This window comes from Corynebacterium sp. A21, assembly GCF_052266655.1.
Lineage (GTDB): Bacteria > Actinomycetota > Actinomycetes > Mycobacteriales > Mycobacteriaceae > Corynebacterium.
Window position 1 is genome coordinate 12,250 of the sequence record NZ_JBQPQY010000015.1, and the last position, 20,656, is coordinate 32,905.

The 20,656-nt window shown below is 58.7% G+C and carries 17 protein-coding genes and 1 pseudogene; 13 read left to right on the forward strand and 5 right to left on the reverse strand.

The annotated features are described in order from the left end of the window. The first annotated feature begins 74 nt into the window (after positions 1-74). From ACTU46_RS14515 to ACTU46_RS14535, 5 genes and pseudogenes are all read left to right on the forward strand, one after another. Positions 75-965, forward strand: a pseudogene (locus ACTU46_RS14515) (IS5 family transposase). 51 nt (positions 966-1,016) lie between these two features. Continuing rightward, positions 1,017-1,286: a hypothetical protein gene (locus tag ACTU46_RS14520; RefSeq protein ID WP_443383092.1), complete on the forward strand. Its 270-nt coding sequence runs from the start codon at positions 1,017-1,019 to the stop codon at positions 1,284-1,286. Between the two features lie 245 nt (positions 1,287-1,531). After that, positions 1,532-2,443, forward strand: a complete 912-nt coding sequence (locus tag ACTU46_RS14525) for a type IV toxin-antitoxin system AbiEi family antitoxin domain-containing protein (RefSeq protein ID WP_443383094.1) — start codon at positions 1,532-1,534, stop codon at positions 2,441-2,443. 76 nt (positions 2,444-2,519) lie between these two features. Next, the gene (locus ACTU46_RS14530) at positions 2,520-3,422 is read left to right on the forward strand and encodes a nucleotidyl transferase AbiEii/AbiGii toxin family protein (RefSeq protein WP_443383097.1); all 903 of its coding nucleotides are present in this window, start codon (positions 2,520-2,522) and stop codon (positions 3,420-3,422) included. A gap of 67 nt (positions 3,423-3,489) precedes the next feature. After that, positions 3,490-3,648, forward strand: a complete 159-nt coding sequence (locus ACTU46_RS14535; protein ID WP_443383099.1) for a hypothetical protein — start codon at positions 3,490-3,492, stop codon at positions 3,646-3,648. Between the two features lie 167 nt (positions 3,649-3,815). On the opposite strand, the gene ACTU46_RS14540 is transcribed toward ACTU46_RS14535, so the two are convergent. The 3 genes from ACTU46_RS14540 to mobF form a co-directional block, all read right to left on the reverse strand. Then, entirely contained in the window at positions 3,816-4,340 is a 525-nt protein-coding gene (locus ACTU46_RS14540) for a hypothetical protein (RefSeq protein WP_443383101.1), read from the reverse strand. Between the two features lie 345 nt (positions 4,341-4,685). Beyond that, positions 4,686-4,961, reverse strand: coding sequence for a hypothetical protein (locus ACTU46_RS14545; RefSeq protein ID WP_443383104.1), 276 nt, complete (start codon positions 4,959-4,961; stop codon positions 4,686-4,688). Continuing rightward, positions 4,958-8,530 carry a MobF family relaxase gene (mobF, locus tag ACTU46_RS14550; RefSeq protein WP_443383107.1) on the reverse strand — a complete coding sequence of 1,191 codons (3,573 nt, stop codon included), beginning with the start codon at positions 8,528-8,530 and terminating at the stop codon, positions 4,958-4,960. Before mobF ends, ACTU46_RS14545 begins: the two co-directional genes overlap by 4 nt. A gap of 225 nt (positions 8,531-8,755) precedes the next feature. Between mobF and ACTU46_RS14555 the strand changes: the two genes are divergently transcribed. After that, the gene (locus tag ACTU46_RS14555; protein WP_443383109.1) at positions 8,756-8,938 is read left to right on the forward strand and encodes a hypothetical protein; all 183 of its coding nucleotides are present in this window, start codon (positions 8,756-8,758) and stop codon (positions 8,936-8,938) included. A gap of 47 nt (positions 8,939-8,985) precedes the next feature. Then, a complete protein-coding gene (locus tag ACTU46_RS14560; RefSeq protein WP_443383112.1) occupies positions 8,986-9,630 on the forward strand; it encodes a hypothetical protein in 645 nt (214 codons plus the stop codon). Positions 9,631-9,770: 140 nt separating this feature from the next. Here the strand turns inward: ACTU46_RS14560 and ACTU46_RS14565 are convergent, their stop codons facing one another. Beyond that, entirely contained in the window at positions 9,771-10,010 is a 240-nt protein-coding gene (locus ACTU46_RS14565) for a TIGR02391 family protein (protein WP_443383186.1), read from the reverse strand. A 333-nt stretch (positions 10,011-10,343) separates the two neighbouring features. Between ACTU46_RS14565 and ACTU46_RS14570 the strand changes: the two genes are divergently transcribed. The 6 genes from ACTU46_RS14570 to ACTU46_RS14595 all read left to right on the forward strand — a co-directional run bounded on the left by ACTU46_RS14570 (position 10,344) and on the right by ACTU46_RS14595 (position 19,426). Then, positions 10,344-11,267, forward strand: a complete 924-nt coding sequence (locus ACTU46_RS14570) for a hypothetical protein (RefSeq protein ID WP_443383114.1) — start codon at positions 10,344-10,346, stop codon at positions 11,265-11,267. A 53-nt stretch (positions 11,268-11,320) separates the two neighbouring features. After that, positions 11,321-11,839 (forward strand): Pycsar system effector family protein, encoded by a 519-nt coding sequence (locus tag ACTU46_RS14575; RefSeq protein WP_443383117.1) that lies wholly within the window; start codon positions 11,321-11,323, stop codon positions 11,837-11,839. Positions 11,840-12,371: 532 nt separating this feature from the next. Next, positions 12,372-14,027: a replication initiation protein gene (locus ACTU46_RS14580; RefSeq protein WP_443383120.1), complete on the forward strand. Its 1,656-nt coding sequence runs from the start codon at positions 12,372-12,374 to the stop codon at positions 14,025-14,027. 3,500 nt (positions 14,028-17,527) lie between these two features. Next, positions 17,528-18,118 (forward strand): AAA family ATPase, encoded by a 591-nt coding sequence (locus ACTU46_RS14585; protein ID WP_443383123.1) that lies wholly within the window; start codon positions 17,528-17,530, stop codon positions 18,116-18,118. Beyond that, positions 18,115-18,384: a hypothetical protein gene (locus ACTU46_RS14590; RefSeq protein ID WP_443383125.1), complete on the forward strand. Its 270-nt coding sequence runs from the start codon at positions 18,115-18,117 to the stop codon at positions 18,382-18,384. The genes ACTU46_RS14585 and ACTU46_RS14590 overlap by 4 nt, the downstream gene beginning before the upstream one ends. Before the next feature lie 745 nt (positions 18,385-19,129). Beyond that, positions 19,130-19,426: a hypothetical protein gene (locus tag ACTU46_RS14595; protein WP_443383128.1), complete on the forward strand. Its 297-nt coding sequence runs from the start codon at positions 19,130-19,132 to the stop codon at positions 19,424-19,426. 277 nt (positions 19,427-19,703) lie between these two features. Here the strand turns inward: ACTU46_RS14595 and ACTU46_RS14600 are convergent, their stop codons facing one another. After that, positions 19,704-20,654, reverse strand: a complete 951-nt coding sequence (locus tag ACTU46_RS14600) for a restriction endonuclease (RefSeq protein WP_443383130.1) — start codon at positions 20,652-20,654, stop codon at positions 19,704-19,706. Positions 20,655-20,656 lie beyond the last annotated feature (2 nt).

Here is a 20,656-nt window from a genome sequence, read left to right on the forward strand (position 1 = left end):
GTGACGGGTGGAAGTGGGGCGGCCTCCGGTGTAGCGAGGAGAGTGCGACCAAACCAGCCCAGACATCTGAGGCCTTGATTCCCACCCTAAACGCCGCGACCCGTCACGACCTCACCGATGCTCAATGGAATGTGCTCATCCCGCTGCTGCCAGCAGCATCCCGGTTCGGTAGACCACGCAGGTACGGCCTGCGGAATCTGGTCAACGGCATCCGCCACCGCATCCGAATCTGTGGCCCCTGGCGGGACGTTCCCGCCCACTACAGACCCTGGTGGCGGGTCTCCGCCTGTTCCGCTCCTGGCAACTGGTCGGTACCTGGTCGACGATCGAAGCCGCACTCCAGTCCCAAGCTGATGCCCAGGGACACCTCGACTGGGAGATCTCCGTGGATTCCACCACCGCCCGGGCGCATATCCAAGCCGCCGGGGCACGGCGAGATTCACCGCAACGCCTCGACGGCGAACCCGATAACTATGCCTTGGGCCGATCTCGGGGCGGGTTCTCCACGAAGATTCATCTGGCCTGCGACCAGCACTTACAGTCAGTATCGTTTACTCTGACTGCCGGTCAGGCCGGGGACAGCCCGTAGCTGACGCAAGTCCTGGACCAGATCCGGGTGGCCCGCCCCGGTCGCGGCTGTCCCCGGAGCAGACCGGATCGGGTATTGGCGGACAAAGCGTACTCCTCGCGGGCGAACCGGTCATATCCGCGGTGCCGGCGTATCACGGACACGATCCCGGTGAAAGAAGACCAGAAAGCCCACCGCCGGGCCATAGGTTCCTGGGGTGGGCGGCCCCCGGTCTTCGACCCCGAGGCCTATAAAGGGGCGCAACGTGTTTGAGCGATGTTTCAACGCGCTCAAGCACAACCGCGCGGTAGACACCCGCTACGATAAACTCGCTGTCCGTTTCGAGGCCGTTGTTCAGATCGCCGCCATCAATCGGTGGCTCACACGACTTTCGTAACAGGTCCTAGCACCGGTAACCGATGGTGAGCGGGCGGCTGCGATGGTGCTCTTGGAACGATTTTCCGGCACCCGTATCAACGACTTGACGGTGGGGGAGGTGGTGATCGCTGCGCGGTTATCGTGTGCGATGGCAGATCCCACCGACCGGGACTTCTATGATCCTGCGGCGCTGAAGGAATCGATGAGGATCACCTACATCTGGCATCGGGAGGAATCAGAGATACGGTTTCTTCCGGCGATGGTGGAACAGTTTTGCCCGGAGTTTCATCCCGGTGACGAGGTCATCGATGAGTTAATCACCGATATCACCAGCGGCTAACCTCCCCGCACCTCCCGGTAGTGGGCATTCCTGTGGAATACGCAGCCGCAGCCGAGAGGCATCCTGAAGCAGGCACTGTCCTCCATGCAGTAGGCCCGACGGTGGCCCCACATGCCCTCTCCTTATGTCCTTCATCATGAAGCAAGATCCCCAAATTACTTCATTAGTATCTAAAACAGATAGTTTTGAAGAAATATGGGGCCTCTTCATGCTTCGATACTATCGATATATGCCATAATTGAAGCATGAAGATCGTAGAGGCCACCGAGATCGTCCTGGACCTCGCCGCCCAACAATGGGGACTGGTCACCAGCGCCCAAGCAGGGGCCGAGGGTGTTAGCGCGGTCCTGCTGGGCCGCCTCGTGGACCGGGCCGTGCTCACGCGTATCCGATCCGGGGTATACGCCGCCGAGGCCATCCCCTGGTCCCCGGTCACCGAGATCCGGGCCCAGTGGCTCGCCCTGGAACCGAAGGTCATGGCCGTTGACCGCCTCGAGCACGCACCGTTGGCGGTGGTCTCGCACGAGTCCGCCGCGGAGCTGCACGGTATCGGCGACCTCGATGGCAACGGCATTCATTTCACCGTCCCCACCAGGCGTCAAACCCGCCAGCCCGAAGTTGTTTTCCATATCGCCAAGATCGACTCCCCTCAGTGGGAGAGTATCGAGGGGCTTGCGGTGACTACCCCGCTGCGCACGGTGAGGGATCTCGCTGCGGCCGGCCATGAACCGGGACACCTGGCTGATATGACCGGCGATATCCTCCATGCCGGACTGGCCACGCGTGAGGAGGTCGCTGACCTGCTGGCAACTATTCCGCATGTTTTCGGGATCACCCCAGGTAGCAGAGAAGACATCGCGGCGTGGCTCGATGAGCGTTTTCCCGTCCAGGTCCTGTCGACGGAGCAGCTCCTGCAGCGACAGATCGAAGCTGCGTGGGCGCCTGTCCGGGAGGAGCTGCAGGCTCTGATCACTACCCTCACCCCTCTCACGGCACTCCCGGGCAGTGCCCACGATGCTGGTGACATCACCGGCCAGGGCCTTCAAGGGGTGTCTGAACGCTTCGGGAATGAAGGACTGATCGCACGGGCGGCGGAGCTGGCGCAGCACTCGGGGGTCCCGACAAGAGTGCCCAGGCCTGGAGCGGGAATGGCCTAGATTCCGAGGTGCAACGCTTGCTTAAAAAAGACCATAAGCCTTCAAATACCAACAATGGTAAGGAGCATCCCTGATCATGAGTGAGCCAAAAAGCCGGCACGGCCAGATCAAACACGCCCTCCTCCAGGACAGTCGTAATCAGGGGATGGCCTTAAATGACGTCTACAACCGCTTCTTCCGGGAGCTGTTCCTGGGGGAACTCGGAACCCGCGACCAGGGATGGGTCCTTAAAGGAGGGACCAACCTGTATTGCCGGATCGATCAGGCCCGGCATACCCGGGACCTGGATCTCTACCGGCAAGATGACCCCACCTCCTACCGGGAGGCCGCCAAGGACCTGGTCGAGATCATGGACGGAACAAAGATTGGCCCGTATACCTTCACTCTCACCGCACCTAAAGCAGCATCCCTCCAGGGGACCATTGACAGCATCCAGCTCACGGCCCATGTCCATCAGGGAGTGAGCAAGCTAGCGCATTTCCACATCGATGTCAGCGGTGACCTGCAGGTCCCCGCCGTAACCGAAAAGCTCACGGTGGAACGCTCTGATAGCCTCGACCTGGCGTTTGTGGGCCGGGAATACACGATCAGGTCCTATCCGATCGAAAACCAGCTCGCCGACAAGGTCTGTGCGATGTACGAGGTCCACGGCTCGAGAGTCTCCACCCGGTACCGCGATCTCTACGACATTGCCCTGATCACGTTATCGCTTGACGTCAACGGTACTGAGTTTTCTACGGCATTGCGGGTCCAGGAGAAGATCCGCGGACTTGTCCTGCCAGCTCTCCTTCACCTGCCGGGAGCGGAATGGGAAGCCGGCTATCGGGGGCTGGGGAAGAATTCTCCCCGGCTGCGGAAAGAGATCACCGACGTCCATGATGCACTCCGGATTGCCGGCGCACTGGTTGATCCTGTCCTCGCCGCTGCCGCGAACGAGTTCTCCGGTACGTGGTCCCCGGGCAACGGCACCTGGGCATAGGTTCTCTCACCCTCACTGCGGGCGGGCCTTGGGGGCTGGGTAGTTTCCCACCATGAAAATATGGAACATGTGTTCTATTGTTGTGGGTATGGATACCACCCGGAAGGCGTTTCGCCTCGTTCCCGCTTCTGACCTGAGCACCTATCTCGCCTGCGATATTCCCGACGAAGACGACGACTATGTCCAGTTCGACGAGATCCCCTCCATCGATATCAACGACCTCTAAGGGGCGCGGCCCCACAGGCAACCGGCACCATCACTGCAGGACGTCATAGCGTTGTTATGTTTAACGTTGTAGCGCCACAACATACATATGTTTAGGCTCCTGGGGAGCGAGGGGCCCGCTATGAGAACCACGGCCATTATCCCCCTACCAGTGGTTTTCAGATGTATTTATGTGACATCCAGTGAGCGGTTCTCGAGGGTGAACGTCACCTGCCCCTGGGACTTAAGCTCTTCGAGCACCACCTCTAGGGCGTTATTGTCCAGCCCGATCTCGTATCCCACTTCGCGCCACAGCGGGCCGACACCGTGGACGGACCGGTAGGAGCTGATGATCTCTCGGATCTTCTCCACAGCTTCAGGACGGGTGAGAAAGTGCCTGCCCTGTTCCTGATTACGTTCGAGTACTCGTTGCTGCCACTTGGGGAACTCTTTTTCGACGGCCTCTCGGTAGGGGGTTATCCCGGCCAGGACTAGTTCATTGGCGCATTGCCCCTTGGGGCTAAGCAGGTGGTACCGCATGACCACCCGGGCCAGCTCCTCCACGCGCTGCTGGGTGACCTCGCAGCCGAGGAACTCCAGCCACTGCCGGGCAAGTTCGTGGCGACGTTCCCGGCTGATGCGCGGTTTATGAGGAATCGGAGCTGACCAGCGTTTTGGGTTGTCCCACGCTTCTGCACTCGTTGTCTTATCCATATACCCTCCCGGTGTCATCCTGTATTCCTGACCGCACATCCTACGGGGTACGCGGCACGTGCTCACCCATCGTGTTCGTGGGTGAAGCCCCGCAGTGACGCGCTGTGAGCCCCAGAATCCTCGCGCTTCGACTCACACCTTCTTCACGCTTTATAACAGGGCAAGTCGACTGCGTAGCGGCGACGCGGCAGCTCTCCCACCACTCGAGCACGCGGCAGGGACACTTCGATGCCTTCGGGTGTCAACTCGCGTCTGTCGCGCTGTGAGCACCAGAATCCTCGCGCCTTGAGCCCCGCTTCTCGACCGCCTCCCCGCATCACAGCAGGTTACAGCAGGAGAAAGGCGCTACTCATCGGTGGTGGCGTTATGCCGTTCGATCAGCCGGCGCAACCGGTTCGGATGCATACCGGTGCAGTTAGCCAGATCCGACACCGACATCCCACCCTCCTGTAGCCGGGCAACAACGACGGCGAATTTCTCCTCACGCTCTGCGATCTCTTCTGCCAGTTCTGCAGCCGTGTCCAGGTCCGTGACCTGCTGCTCATAGCGTTGGCGGAGAGCATCTATCGCCGCTTGTGCCCGCTTACCGGGCGCTCCCCGCCTCGAAGAATGCATGGTCATGACAGCTCCATTCCTCCATCCAAGTCGTGTCCCAGTGCCGGCGGCTGCTGCTGACCAGCATCCACGGCCGTGCCCACCGACGAGGACGACAGCGACCGGGCCAGCCAGTCCTCATCCCAGGGATCGCCACCGGCCCCGATCCTTTCGATTAACGACGTATCTATGGCGTTGTGCTGCCGGCGGTTCCGATCCACCCTTATCACCTCATCCGAGCTCTGCTCACGCCAGGTCGCCTCTGCCTGCACCACCTCCGGCTGGTCCAGGGCTGCGACCAGGTTGTTTAAGTGCTCTGCCTGCGTACTCGCAGCACTGAGCTGCTCGCTACTCGGGCGCAGACGCTGCGCCTCCAACACCTCATCAAGCCGCTGCTGCACCTGATCCAGCTGGCCACGATCCTGTTCTGCCTGGGTGGTGGCCCGATCCAAGTGCTCCTTCGCTGCACGCAGATTGCCACCCCGCATCCATCGGGAGACCATCGGCCGGTTTTCCTCCCCAGCCACCTCACGACGAGCATCCCGGAGCTGCTGCTCCGACTGCTGTGAGACATCACGGCACTGCTCGACCTGCTGGGACAGGGTAGAACACTGCTGGTCGGCCTGCACCGCACGCATCGCCCGATCCTGGAGTTGTTCTGCCGTAGCCACGGCCTCGGCATGTTCACTACGGACCTGCTCCGGTGCCGAAACCATCCTGCCCAGCAGCTCATCCGACACATCAGCCAACGGACGCGTGTCCAAGGACTCGCGCACGATCTGCGATGGTGTCTGCTCCTTGACCGGTTTCTTCACCGCGTTCGGGTTCCGGGCAAACTCCTCAAACCGCACCCGACGCCTGACCTGCCGGTCAGCCATGACCGTAGCCATCCGCGTTCCCTCGAACGGCGAGACATCCACGCGTTGGTTACTCGACAACCGGGCCAACTCGAAGTCCCGTCGGGCCCCACGCCACACCTGGTGCGGGGACACATCCGACCGATCCCTCAATGCTGCCTGAATCAACAACTCCCGGGCATAGGCCGTGGACTCCCGACGCTCCTCCACACTCAGGTGATGATGCGCAGTATCCGGGTCCCCGGCCTGGGTCTCCATCAGATACAGGTGATTATGCACCCGACCACGGGTCATGGGCACATAGACGCCGGCCTTATCGACCTGCCCGATCCCAGCCACCACATGACAGGTATCCACCGTCGCCCCCTGGGCAGAATGCCCAGTCGAGGCATACCCCAACTGCACATGGGCACGCACATACTCGGCCGGCAAGGTCACGCTCGCCCCAGCCTCATCCAACCGACGAGCAGCGATTTTTCCATCCCTGTGGATCTCGGTGATCTCCCAACGCTGACCATTACGCACCACATCACCGGTACTGGTCGGCAGATCGTAGTCATTGCGCCTGGTCAAGACCACATCACCCACATGGCCCCGATAGGCTCCCTGCAACCGCACGCTCGGGCCACCGGTGTCGATAGCCCCATCGGCCTTGCGTACCTGCTGGGCGCCGAGATTCAGGGCCTCGACATCCTCCTTCGTCGCCGCCACCAGCAACGACTCATATCCCTGGTCTGTGTCTGCAATCCACGCCGCCAACGCATCATTCAACATCGCCGAGGTCGAACCGGCATGCAACCGGCCGTTGTGTGCGTACCAGTCCGCAGCCCGGGTGGCATCAGTCTCGCCACCGTGACGCAACCACTGCGAGGCGCGGCGCTCACCCGGATCCTTCTGCCGAAACACCTCATCCAACTCCACTACATCGGGCAGCTCATACGACAAGGTCGCCAACATCCCAGACCGCGCCTTAACCGCCGAATACTGATGCGGATCACCGACCAACACCACCCGCGCCTCCGCAGCCGCCGCCACCTCCAACAGCTTCACGACATCCGAAGTGGCGACCATGCCAGCCTCATCCACCACCAGGACCATCTCGCTGTTCCAGCCGAGCCTCACAGCGATCTGAGCCGGTGACAGGTCCTCCGTGCCGACCAGGGCACGCGCGATCGTCGACGAGGAATGCGCGACCTGCTCACCGACCATGACATCGGCAGCCTTACCCGTCGGGGCCAACCCGACGACAGTTTTACCCGCCTGCTCCCACGCCCTGCGGGCGGCCTTCAACGACGACGTCTTACCGGCACCGGCCGGCGCCATGACCACCGAGGCCCGATACGGCGAGCGCACAACCGCACGCATCGCCTGTGCCTGGGACTCTGACAGCTTTCCCTCGATCGGCATGATCGACGTCGCCGGCACCCCCTGATCGACCCGGGCAGTGGCCAGATCAATCCCCCGGTTCACCTCCTCAACCACCGGCTCGGCGGTAAACCGCTGTGAGCCCTCCCGCGCGGTTTTCGTATAACTCCGCGCGGCATCCGGGTTGACCGACCACGCGGCACCGGAGTCCATCACCTCATCGACCAGGCCCTCCACGACCCTGTGCACTCGTGCGGGGTCCATGTCGACGGGCATCATCTCGGCGGTTTTCTCCACCAGATCCGCCCGGGTAAACGTCGACCGCTCAGCAGTCACCGCAACCAACACCGCCTCCGGTGTCGGCACTACCACCCCAAAATTCCGCTCAGAAGACATCGCCGTAGCAGGGACCAGTCCGTCGATCACGGCACGCACCTGGGCTGCGGTCGACGCCTGATGCCACCCCTGCTGCAACTCCTCCAACGGGGTCTCGGTGTCCTTGGCCCGGCGGGTAATCTTCTGCCCCATCCGCGACAACCCAGCCTCACTCTCGAGCCCGTTCTCGGCCTTCCACAGATCAATCTCCCGCATCCGGGTGGAATACTCCGCCAACAATTCCCGATCATCCAGACCCGAAATCTCCGCACACCCATTGTCTACCTCAGCCCACTTCACGCCCAAGGTCTCCGACAAGGTCGATCGCAACACCGCTTGGTAGAGAATCCCGGCGGCCCTAGCTTCGTGGTACAGCGACTTTGAATCCACCGTCCGCGACTTCCCATCCGCACACAACTGACGATTGCTCAACAACACATGCGAGTGCACATGCGGATCCCCCGCACGCGAGGTCCGGTGCTCATATTTCACTCCTGACAGCGCCTCGACCCGATCGATGACCATCTCCTCTGGATCCCAGTCTGAGGCTTTCCGGGTGTAGCCAGCGTGCTCCGACAGATACACCAGAGCCACATTCACGGCCCTGGCGTGGGCCTGATCCACCGCCTCACGCGTCGCGGCCGAGGCACTCAACCCCCAGATCAACGAGACGCTTTTCGGAGCACACAACGTCAGGTCAAACCCCGGAACCCCACTCGATCCAGGCCGACGACCCAAAGATTTACCGCTCGGAGCTTGCGCCTGATTAAACCATTTCTGCACCGTCGAACCGTCCACCACCGCACCGGTATCGGTGCCGAGAAATTCCGCAACGGCGGCTTGTTGGGAGTCAGTTCGGGCCACGATCCAGGCCTGCGCGGGACGCGTTCCATCCTCTGAATAGTAGGCATCCGGCCCCAGATTCTGTGCCGGGGGCTGCTCGACAGTGGACTCATAATAGGCCACGGACTCACTGTGCATCCGCGCAATCGTCAACACCGCCGTGACCTCCTACTCCTGACAGAAACCCCAGCTCAACGGGGGCGAAAAAGTTGCAAGTTTACTGCCAATGTACCAAAGAATATCAGTGGTGGCGGCTGCCTTGGCTACAACGTAGCCAAGGCAGCTCGAGATGGCGCCACTGACAGCGAAGTCAGGGGCGCGGTGTCTGTGCGCTGTTTCATGTGGGAACCGGTGTCTTGGGGTGCGGAGTCTAAAACAGGTATGACACTGATACTGGACACCGAGAACACGATCATGATCGCCGAGGATGCTGCCGACATGGCGAGACAACTCAGCGTCCTCCTGGAGGATGAGCCCGATGACGACACACTCGTCTACCTCGCCGCAGCAGTGCTTGGGTGCGAGGTCCTCGATGTCATCATCACCCGTGTGGAGAGCTCATGATCTCTGTTTCTCACCATCGCCGGGCTTGGCCCGTTAGCGTGATCACCATGGATCCTTCATTGCGCCTGGCGAGCCTGACCGCGTTCTACTTCGGCGCCCACGTCGCCGCAGACCCCGCCTCCCCCGAGACGATCAGAACCGTGTCGACGCGGGCCTACCGCGACCTCAGCCGCACCCTTCACGGCATCGGCACCCACCCCGACAAAGCCACCCTGCTCGAGGACACCCACACCTCACTCCAACAGTTCACCGCAGACCTCGACACCGTTGACTCGCAGGATACGTTCGATGCCCTCCACGACAAGTGGTGCAGAGACAGGATCCACTTTTTTGACGAGTACCCGCACCCGGACAGGAAGGAGTTCGCCCTCACCTACGGGCAAGCCCAGAAGTGGCTCAACATGACCATGAAATACCTCTCTGTGCTCGACCACCCCGCCGTTACCCGCGTCTACCCCTACCTGCACGTCCCCATCGACTCGATCATCTTCAAGGAAGCCGCACACCCCACCGCTGACATAAGCGTCCCCCGCCCACCCGGAGGGGTCGCCTGGTCACGGCTCGACCGAGACCACTACCGGAACTATCAACGTCGTCTCCAAGACAGCATCACGGACCGTAGCGACGGCACGCTCACCCCGTTGGATTGGGAAGCGCAGGCGTGGATAGCGCGCTCCTCAGAGCACGACTAGACAAAGCTCACCGATCTCACGATGGTGAGGCAGTGGCGTGGCTGGCGGCCGTGGTACTCAGATGCGACGCCTGCAACGTCATCATCACCTGCTCTCTAGTCCTCCAGCAAGATCAGCATCAACAGACGCACCCTACGTCATTAAAATCTCTCTTCCGGCGTGAGTGCACCGGTCCGGAGGTCTTCTATCAACTCGCTGTGCTCGTACCGCAGTTGCGTCAATAGGAGGCTTCCCAGACCAAGCACCCCGATGGCATAGCGACGTGCATCGTCACGTCTTTGGAGACGATGACGGTCAACGTTGCTCAACGCCTGCGTGAACCCCATCGCTAGTGACCGCCATCCTTCGAATCTGGCTAGTAGTACTTCCAGGAAGGCCAGGAGCGGATCGTCCTCTTATTCGGTCTCTTCGTTGGGATCCCCATCCGGACACTATCCGGATTGCCGTTCAGCGAAGATCAAAACGATCTTTACTAGAATGTTTGTTCGGTAGGTCGATCGGGGTGTTCGAGGCAATGGTTACGATATCAACAAGCTCTCGAAAATGAGATCTGGATCTGAAGAAGACCGGGATCTGGCATTAGTAGAGCTTTCAGCCTTTCCCTCGTGGGGGAGGGGGAAGGCCGAACTAAAGATTCTTCGTCGTTCCCTGCTTCCTCAAGCCCGGTATTTCCTCTTTCTCCAATGCAATGGCTCAAGATAGGACGTGTAGAGATGGCATCAGTTGATTTGTCAGAGCTCCTCGCTGACCTCGACAACGTTGTAAAAGATGAGCTCTCGTCGACCCCAGAGGTTGTCGACAAGGGTGATGACCTTAAAGTCGAAGAATTGCCCATCACTGCGCGTAAATGGCACAAACTCGACGACGTAGTCGCGGTAGTGGCCGATCTAAAAAACTCCACCAAGTTGGGCACCAACAAATGGGCAGCATCCACCGCCAGTATCTACCAAGCTTCCACCGGTGGTGTAGTGGAAATTTTCAATCAGTTCAAGGCAGATTTCATCGCCATCCAGGGCGACGGCGCATTCGCCCTATTCTGGGGCGAGCACCGCTACGAGCGGGCACTTTGCGCGGGAATTACCGTCAAGACTTTCAGTCGGGGCATGGTGGAACGGCTTGAGAGGAAATGGCCCGACAACCTACCCGAAACCGGGCTCAAAGTCGGGATCGCTAGTAACCGGCTACTCGCTAAACGGGTCGGAACACCCCGAAATCCTGCTCAGCAGGAGCCTGTATGGGCAGGCAAGGCAGTTAATTACGCCGCCAAGGCCGCCCAGGGAGCGGACCGTGACGAGCTCATAGTTACGGGAAGCGTGTGGGATGAAGTTGAAAAGAACGATTACTTGGCGGTCAGCTGCCCCTGCGGAGGCCCAGGGTTGGGCATCTGGGCGGATACCGAGATCAAAAGACTGCCTGACAACGATCCGGAGGCTCAGGGACGAGTACTAAGCGCGTGCTGGTGTGACACTCATGGTGCAGAGTATTGTGCAGCGGTTCTCGCCGGAGATCGACGGCGTGAAGATGTGAGGGAACTGCGTGCAGAAGTCCAACTCAGCCAAATGCGCACCGCCATCTGGGAAAAAGCCCATAACGAGCGACAGTCTCGGAGGGCACGAAAACGAGGCCTTACCTCATGATATGGGGACGGCGAAGAGCCAATAAGCCAGTTCAACACGAGCTGACATCCACTGTGCAACCAGAATTAGAGCAGGCCTGGAAAACACTCGCACTGGTTACTGACTGGCTGAGACACGCGGAGGCGAAACTCGGCATCATCCTGGGCTTCACAGGGGTCAGCGCTGGTGTGCTGTTTAACTTGGTCAAAGAACAAGCGAATGGAAGCTGTGTATTAAACAGTGCAGCTGCGATCTGTTGCGTGGCGGTGGTGGTAGCCGGCACCTTCGCCATGCTCGGTTTGCTCCCCGTGATCCACCTCGGCCGCAAGCACCGCGAAGAAGAAACAGTGATCAACCCGCTCTACTTCCATGATATCGCCCATAATTATGTGAAAGCTTCCTCCTATATCGGTGTCCTGGGGCCGCTAACTACTGCGCCAGATGATTTAGTTCGTCATATTGGACAGCAGGTGCACGCTAATGCTTCTGTAGCAAGTCGTAAGTATCGATTTGCCAGCTGGGCTATGTGGGCCCTGCTTGTAGATCTACTAGCGCTTGGAAGTGTCGCGGCGATCGCTGCTCTCGGATGGTGAACTAGAATGGTGGGCCTTTATTTGATGCTCAAGCTCAAGAGAAAACCCACTAGTTCAACAGATGTCTCTGCTTTCTATGCAGAGATAGGATCTGGCCCCCGTTGGTGCTGTTTCAAACAGGAATTCCATATAACTAACTATTTGTTAGCATTCAGCGCAGCGCTGGTGCCAGATCCGCTGTTTTCGTTGAAAACGCGAGTTTGCAACAGCACCTCGACGACTCCCCCAATGAGGACACCCTCGTCTACCTGGCAGCCGCTGTACTGGGCTGTGACATCTTGGATGCCATCATCACTCACAGCACCTAAAAATCCCGGCCCACCAACGGAAATAGGTATTATAAACAAAGAGAATGGGCAGCTCACGGCATATTTCCGACACGCCGAGAATATCGGGCACCGTCCGCCACCCACCAGCTAGAGTGGTGCTCAGAAAATAGAAGAAGACCCCGGTTGCCGCCGGAGTCTTCTGGGTACAAGGCCGATCCTGGCAGATCTCCTTGTTCTCACTCGAATCTTTTTACAACCTCGAGGTGAGCTGTATCAACAGCATAGCAAGCCAACGCACACAGGCAACACCACTGCAGCGGGAGTGTCATCACGACACCCCGCCCACCTATGTCCCGGTCACACCCGGCGACCACGCCCCCTCCCTGTGGTCAGATACCCGCCGCTACACCCACGAGACCACCTACCGCGATGAGCTCGAAACCTGGTTTGCCACCCACATCGCCGACCACACCACCCACGAACTCTCCGACCACGGCTGGTGCCACCACGACGCCACCATCCTGCTCGACCACCTCGGCCGAGACGCCCTACACTGCGCCAAAGACCGCGCCTCCATCCCCAAAGCCTGGTCCGCCGCCCGCGACGCAGCCGGCCACCGCACACCCCTGGTCTGGCCCAGAGAACGCGCCCACCTCGCGGAATACATCCACCTCACCAACCGCACCTATGCCGCCGTCATCGTCATCGACGTCGACCACATCGGCTCCCCCGGCGGCCGCCTATCCGACCTCGACCTCGAAGTCAGCGAGCAACTAGAAAAACTCGTCGCCCTGAACCTGGGCCCCAACTGGGTGGGTATCAACCCGGAATCCGGGAAATCCCAACTGCTCTGGTACATCGACCCCGCCTTCCGCACCGAAGGAGCCGACTCCAAACCCTGGAAACTCCTCGAGGCCGTCCACACCGAGCTGCAGGGCTATTTCGCCGCCGATAAAAACTTCGCCCACGGCTGGTCTCGCAATCCGATCTACCACGGGGATAATCTAGGGGCATACCGCTGGTACGCCCAGCACCACGAGGTCTTCCACATGCGCCTGCTCTCCGCAGGACTGTGGATGCTCCAGGGAAAGACGGTAGCCACCATGGAAGACCACAGCGTCCTCGACCGACAACACACCCCACGCTTTCACAGCGGCCGCGAACTCATCCTCGCCGCCCGCGCCAACACCGCCGCCGCCCGACTGAAAACCCAGCGCGACACACAAGCCCAGGAGATCCTCGCCGCCCTGGAGGATGAGGAACTCGGTGCGCTGTTCGCCGCCTCGGATGAAAACATCATCGACGGGGTCCGCATCATCTGGCAGTCCCCCGGACGCGCCCAGCGCGATGTCACCGCCTTCCAACACGCACTGAAAACCGCGGGAAAGCTTCACCGGGCGGGTAAGAAGATGACCGATGACGCGATCATCGATGCCTACCGCCAGGCCTACGAGGTCGCCCAAACCGTGGGGGCGGACGGGCGCAACCGCGAGGAGCCACCGATGCGGGATCTCCGCTCCCTGGCACGGCGTGTGCGCGGCTATGTCTCCGGCAACAAACGCCCCTCCCCCACCGCGGCCAAGGAAACCCCCGAGGGCGGAAAAATGAACTCCTCCGAGAAGAAAGCCCTCGCAACCCTAGGACGACGAGGAGGAACGAAAGCCGCAGAACGGTGGGAGAAAGACCCGGAGGGGGATTATGCGCGTGGTCGGCGAGCTGAGTTGCGGAAGACTCAGAAAAGAAAGAGAGTTCAGGGGCAAACCAGCCGTGCTCGAGTGCAGGCAGCCGTCGGTGAGTACTACGCGCAGCATGATCGGGTACCCGCCTGGGCTGAAATTATGGCTGAAACAGGGCTTTCCAGGGCAACTGTGGCCAGGCATCTAGCTGCTTTGCGCTCAGCTGGAATGCTTCCCGATTAGGGGTCTCACACCATAAGCAATAATACGGTGCCCCTGTATAGGTAAAGGGTGGGTACTCTTGAAATTTTGGTTTTGTCGCTTTCCTTTGTGCAGGTGCTGGTCATCTTTTGGTGTCGCTGGAGGGTGAACTGTCTTGGAGGCTTAGGTCACCTGGATGCATGCGTAGATAGTTTTCGACTTAGCCATCAGGATTGCTGCTGAGACCTCTGACCGGTGGTCAATCATCGCGCGAACCAGGTGCTTGCCGCATACCCTTTGGCCCGCGAGGGGGACCGTCGGCGTATTTGAATTGATCGTTAGCGGTGCGATGTCCTACCTCTGTCTGGAGCAAAAATAATTGGGCAAAGACAAACCCGATCCCCCTCAATGAGGGTGCCGACAAAAAACTACATAACCAACTGACCTGCGAGATTTCATAAAAGCGCTCCCAGGGAGCGGACTGTCCGTGGACTCTCCCCCGGCATCGGCTCAGCGCGCGAGCTTGCGTGAACACCCGTGTGCCAGAATGGGTGGGAACTTACGAACCTGTCATTTGGAGGCTAAAAGAGACTCACACATTCACTCACCGTCGTTGACGGCATCACATCTGAATAGTGGAGGGTTCACCCACCCCATCACATCTTGGCCGGACCAACCATCCGGTTGATACGAGGCTAACCACCTTGTTCGTGATGGAGGGACAAGAAAACCCCGGCGACCAGGCCGGGGTTTTATGTCTTGGGGAGAAACAGTATCGAGCTGTTTTCTCAAGTTCCCTCCCACCACAGAAGGGAACAGCTTGCATCACGCTGTCTCCCAGGATAGTCGTACCCTCCTGCCGCCCGCAATGCGCGCAGAAACGGTTCCTTCTACCTGGGATTATTCATATTTTGAGGCCCCCGTCGGGGGCAACGAGGGTACGTATAACGGTTATGCCGTTATACGTACAACAACAGTTTCTGCACCGTGCACTCCTGTTAAATCGAGGCGAGTATCCCAATTCCACGGTGCACATGAATCACTTGAGAAAAGACAACAACATTGGCTGAAGACAGGCCGTGATCGGCGACCGAGAATCCCTCGGTGGAGGATCGCTGCAAGCCTTGCCGCAGCCGCTATAGCGCCGTTTATAGAAGAATATGGAGATGTTCCGCCCGAGGTCAGCGAAAATGAGGCTAACTCCATTGCCTTGGGTTTAAACCTGATGCGGAATGCAGCGCTGAGTGCACTATCTGCGGATACCGCGCGAGGTGAGTTGGCATCTTGGCGTAAAGCCATCCCCGACCTCGGTGAAGATTTTCTTGTTGCACGCGACATTCTCACCGTCTACGAAACACAGATGATCGAGAATCTATCCATCGATCGGGAAAAAGTGGCACCCTACGTTGCCCGCCTCAATAGGGCTCAACCGTCTACAAACTCCTGGTCCAGACCCGTCCCTGAGGGGGTGAAACGAGGCACTTGGACCGGGAAAATCCCGTGGTTGGAACACACAGAGAAATATCTCCTCCAGGTCCTCTCCGGTCCTGGATGCGCCATCAGCCCAGCAAATCTCCACTCTCTTCTACAGACAATGCTTTCACTAGTTGATTCATTCGGAAAGAATCTCACCGCCTCACACGAGACGATTGCGCAGCTTGCCATCGCTGAGTACCGCTGCACTCTATCTGTAGCTACTGCAAAACAACGCGTCCGTACCATTCGCCGGCTTCTAGAAGGAGGCGGGTTCCTCATTACTCATCGCGTAGGAGGGCACCTGACCAGTCTCGAGCGGCTGGCCGCACGAAACTACCATGGGGGTAACCAAAACCGTTGTGCCAGTACATGCGATCTCACTCTACCTACCCACCTGCGACCGACTCCCCCACTTGCATCACACGGGCCTGCCTACGCTGAAGGATTGGCTGTGCGGCTGGCCGACCGGGACCGCCCGAACCTGAAAAAATCCACCTACACCTGTGGTTCCGGTTTTCCTTCTCCTTTATGTATTAAGAGGGTTGCTCACGCAAGCGCGCACGCGCGCGAACAACAAGTTGATTCTTCGAAAAAGACAAAACCCTTAATTCCGTCGCTTCGCGCACGGAAAATCGCAGACGACCTGACCCGGAAGGGTCTCCGCTCCGGTGCAGAAAGTGGCCCCTACAACCATCTCGTAGGCGAAAAACGAGGTCAGCTACGGCTTGGTCTAGTCGCCCAGCTCATCGAAAAGTTCACCCCGAGCTGGGCTGACACTCGCCACGTCATGCAGGGTCTGGCGCACGCTGGCACCGCCCGCTCCACCGGATTCATTGCCCTGGGTCTACGAACCCGGCCTAAAAACTCTGCAGCGTGGCTCACCACTGTCCTACAGGGCATTTGCTGGGGTCAGGCTGCTGAGTGGCCAGCGTGGTCCGTAACCGCCCGGGCCTTCGGGGTGGACTGGTCTGGAATTCGGCACCGATGGAAGGACTGCTCTAGTCGTCTGGAGTCATCGACTGAAACAGAAAATCAGAGTCCCGCGACCACTCAGCAGTACAAGCAACACCTCAGGAAAATTCGCCGAATCCTGAACAGAAAGAAGGCTGATCAGTGACAACTCGAGTTGAAGCTGAGATCGACATATTCATCAAGAATCCAGCCTCAAAAATGTTGAGACTCATCTGTCGGAGTTGTTTAGCTGTCGGAAATGGTTTCCTGAGATACAAGGGACCGACAGATACCAGCTTTACAGCTTTACAGCTTTACGGTAACTGTATAACTGTAAAAAAGTGGCGAGCAGTCACTACCTAGCGCTCCCATCCATTTGAAAATGTATCGTTGGCAGAAGCGACAGAAATACAGCTTTACAGTTGCCGTAAAGCTGTATAAAAGGGAAGCTGTATAACCGGTCTCGGAACCCCTTGGTCGTGTGCTGGCGATTCCACTTCTCTCTAGGGGTGGCGATCCTGGAGGGGCCAGCCTGTGTGGAGCTTTTTCTAGCATCGACGGGCGAGAGTTGGAATCCGTCTGGCCGCCTTCGCACCTCCGCTTCAAACGTGAAAAAGCGCTGAGATAGCGACATGTGAGGTGATGCCCAACTACGTAGAAACCTCAAGTTCTGGTTACTTGTAGCTGTCGTCCATGATTGCTGGAAATTGGGCACCGCTTAGTCTGCATAAATACAGCTATACAGTTTTACGGCCGCTGTAAAGCTGTATAGCTGGGCGGGGTTTAATGTGTGGATGTCGATCTTTAATATTGGGGCTTTGGAATTTCATCAGCGGGATCGGCCGCATCTTAGGCGCCCATTTTGGCACTGCCCTTTGTGTAGGTGGTGAATGATTGCTCTCCGCGATGAGTTCGAACCATGCGTATTTTTCACTCTCGGAAGAATGGTTTTTCTCGCATGACGAGCCCCTTATTTCACTTGGTCAGCGCCGAGGCGATAGGGGGATGTCCGTCGGAGATGGTGCTGATCCCATATTGCAGTATTTACAGCTTTACAGTTGCCATAAAGCTGTAAAGCTGTATTATTGGGATGTAGCCAATTGAGGAGTCAGAAAATGATCATCAGCATCGTCAATGCAAAAGGTGGGGTCGGCAAGACGACCACTTCAATGTATCTTGCGGCCGCCTTTGTCGCTCAGGGAAAGTCGGTCAAAGTTATCGACCTTGACCGCCAGGGTACGGCGATTGACTGGTTTGAACGTGCTGAGGATTCTGGGGATCCGCTCCCGTTTGCGGTTGAGAACACGATCCCACGTCGTCTAGAGCGCATTGCAAGGCTTGCCGGCAATGATGAGGTGCTTATCGTGGACACCCCGCCCGGTGATCCAGAGGCCATTCAGGTTGCAATCAAAGAAGCGGACTTCGTTGTCGTCCCCACTCGGGCAACCAATGCGGATCTTGCCCGTGTTTGGGAGATACAGCCAGAACTAGAGAAGAAGCAGTACGCTGCACTGATTACCTTTGCTCGTTCTGGGACCAGTTCTTTGGAGGTCGTTCTGGAAGCGCTTAAGGATAATGGTGTACCTGTCTTTGAGAAGACCATCCCATTGCGAGAGAATATCCACTCGACTTTCGGATATATTCCGGGCCCAGACACACACGGTTATGACAGCGTGGCGCAGCAGATCGTGGAGATTGTTAAATGAGTACGACTCGAGATCGAGTGGCAGGCAACGTAGGTCCGAAAAGGAAGGCCAGCAATGTCGCGAGTGAATCGGATGTGACAAAAACTGGGGTTGAGTCAACATTCCGAAATGATGATTCCGCAAAAACGCTGAAAAAGTTGACGATCCAGATTGATATTGATCTCCATAAATCACTCAAACTGGTTGCGGCTCAAGAGGGGCTCACCATGCGGGAGATTATCGAAGATCAACTGTATAAATATGTGAATTCAAAGCTCGGAAAATAGGCCCTCACCATGAGAAATGCAAATACAGCTTTACGGTTACCGTAAAGCTGTATTTACATTTATGGGTTCTGGTCCTTCCCTGAAGGAACTTTTCTAACACATACTTAAACAGGATTGGTGCTATCGGAAGCTGCATTCATGCGTTAGGTGCAACTTCTCGTAGCCTCGAATTAGGGCTATCTGCGCGTGGTGCTGGGCCAGTGTCTCCTTTTTTCGATCATCAGCTTGATGGCTTCGAGCTGCTTGTCTAGTCGGTGCGCATAGTGCGGTGTATGTCAGAGAACAGCTGCCGGGCGATCTCAGCGAGGATTCTGCGTCCTTATTCTTCGACTTGGGAAGATGGTGGGGAGGGAGCGAGCTTGGATGGTGGCCGGGTTAGTGGGAAGGCATCGACCCCGCCGAGTCCGGAACAGGCGAAGACCAAGCCAACCCCTTGACCACCGCAGGGGCCGGTCAGGGGTCTTTGGCCGGGTAGGGTTGAGGGGTGAGATTGTTGCTTCCCTCCACCCTCCCGCTGTGGGATATGCCGCACCCACCTCGGGCGGTATCGGGGTCGGTGGCCACCGACCGGCATCTTCCGCTTACGCCACGTGCGGTGCGTCGTTTCTGGGCGCAGGTCGTGCGTGGTGAAGGGGAGCGGTGTTGGATCTGGTGTGGGGCTATCTCTTACCCGGATGGCTATGGTCGGTTTACCTGGCAGACCGGTGGGGTTAGGCGTACTGTCTCCGCTCATCGGGTTGCTTTGATGATTGACCAGGGTGGGGAACTGGGGGAGGGGGTCATCGGGGAGCACGGGTGTTGTGAGCCGTTGTGTGTCCGCGTCGATGAAGCCCATCTGTGGCCGGCCACCCAATCCGAGAATATCCGCCACGCTGTCCAGCTTGGACGCCATCAAGGAAATATTTCTGTCACCGGCAGTCACCACCGGTGGGAGCGCTCCGTATTGGTCCGTGACGCGGTGCGTGGTGGTGGGGGTGATCATGCTTACCGGCTGGCGGGGCAGCGGCTTAATGTTGGTGAGGATCAGCTGGCGTTGTGGTAGGTCGCACGGGGGAAGCGCCCAATAGGCCCCTGGTTATTGGGCGGGGTTTGTGGGTGCTTGTGTTGCGGTTGGTCGATCCTGCTTGTCGGTGGGATCGCAACCTCATACCCCGAGATGAAGGTGTGTAGGTGCTGACGGATGCCCTGGTGCCACTAGCGCTACTGATGCTGCGTGGACAACACGATGCTGGACCGGGTGGGTGTCCGCTCTGTGTCGACGGTGATGAGGCCGTCGCGCTCGGCCCGCGGGGAGGCTTTGTCCCCGCCAGCTTGGTTGGCTACTCGAAGTAGTCCTGGTCCAGCTCGAGGGTGACGTAGGTCCGCTGCACCTGCACCCCGACCCGGTAGTGCATCATCAGATCCACCAGTCGTTCCCCGTCAATTAAGACCAGATGGGTCGGAATTGCAGCGGCATAGGTGTGTGCGGAGGTAGTGAAGGCACTGGTCGTGAAGAACACGCCCTTCTGGGCGGCCTGCCCGTGCAGCGCCCCGACAAACGCCTGGATATCGGGCTGGCCAACGTTGTTGCCCTCGGCGTAGCGTTTGGCCTGGATATAGATCTTGTCCAGGCCCAGTGCGTCTTCGTCGATGACCCCATCAATTCCCCCGTCATGGCTGCGCCCAATCGCAGCGCCTTTGCCGTGCGCACCGCCGTACCCCATCGCGAGCAACACATCCACAACCACCTGTTCGAAGAACTCCGGAGCAGCCTCTCGAAGCGCTGCGAGTAGCTCCACGCCCACCCGCTGGCGGTTGGCGTTTTCGGCGGTGTCCATCACCTCCCCGGAATTCTGCAGACTCGGTACTTCCTCGCTCCGTGGCTCCGCCGATTCAGTTGAGATCGATGGCTTCACCCAATACGGACCAAAAAATGTATTGGCCTCGCCGTAGGTCATGCCCTGAGGGTGTTCCTGCAGCCAGGCCTGACCTGCCTCAGTGATGCGGTAGCGTCCCCGCGAGACAGCTTCAATTAACTGAGCCTTTGACAGGTGCTGTACCGCCCAGCTCAACCGATCGTCGATACGCAGCCCGCCTGAGTTTAAGGTTTCAGTCATGCCCGCCTGCGAGACCCCGGAGATCTTCCGGGCCGTCGAGATGATGTCTCGACGGCGCCTCACCTCACCATCGGTCATTGTCTGCAGGACTGGTGCCGTTAGCCGGGACCAGGGTGGGATCTCCGAATCAGCAGGATCGACATATAGCTGGTCAGCAGGCATGGAATCGCTCATTT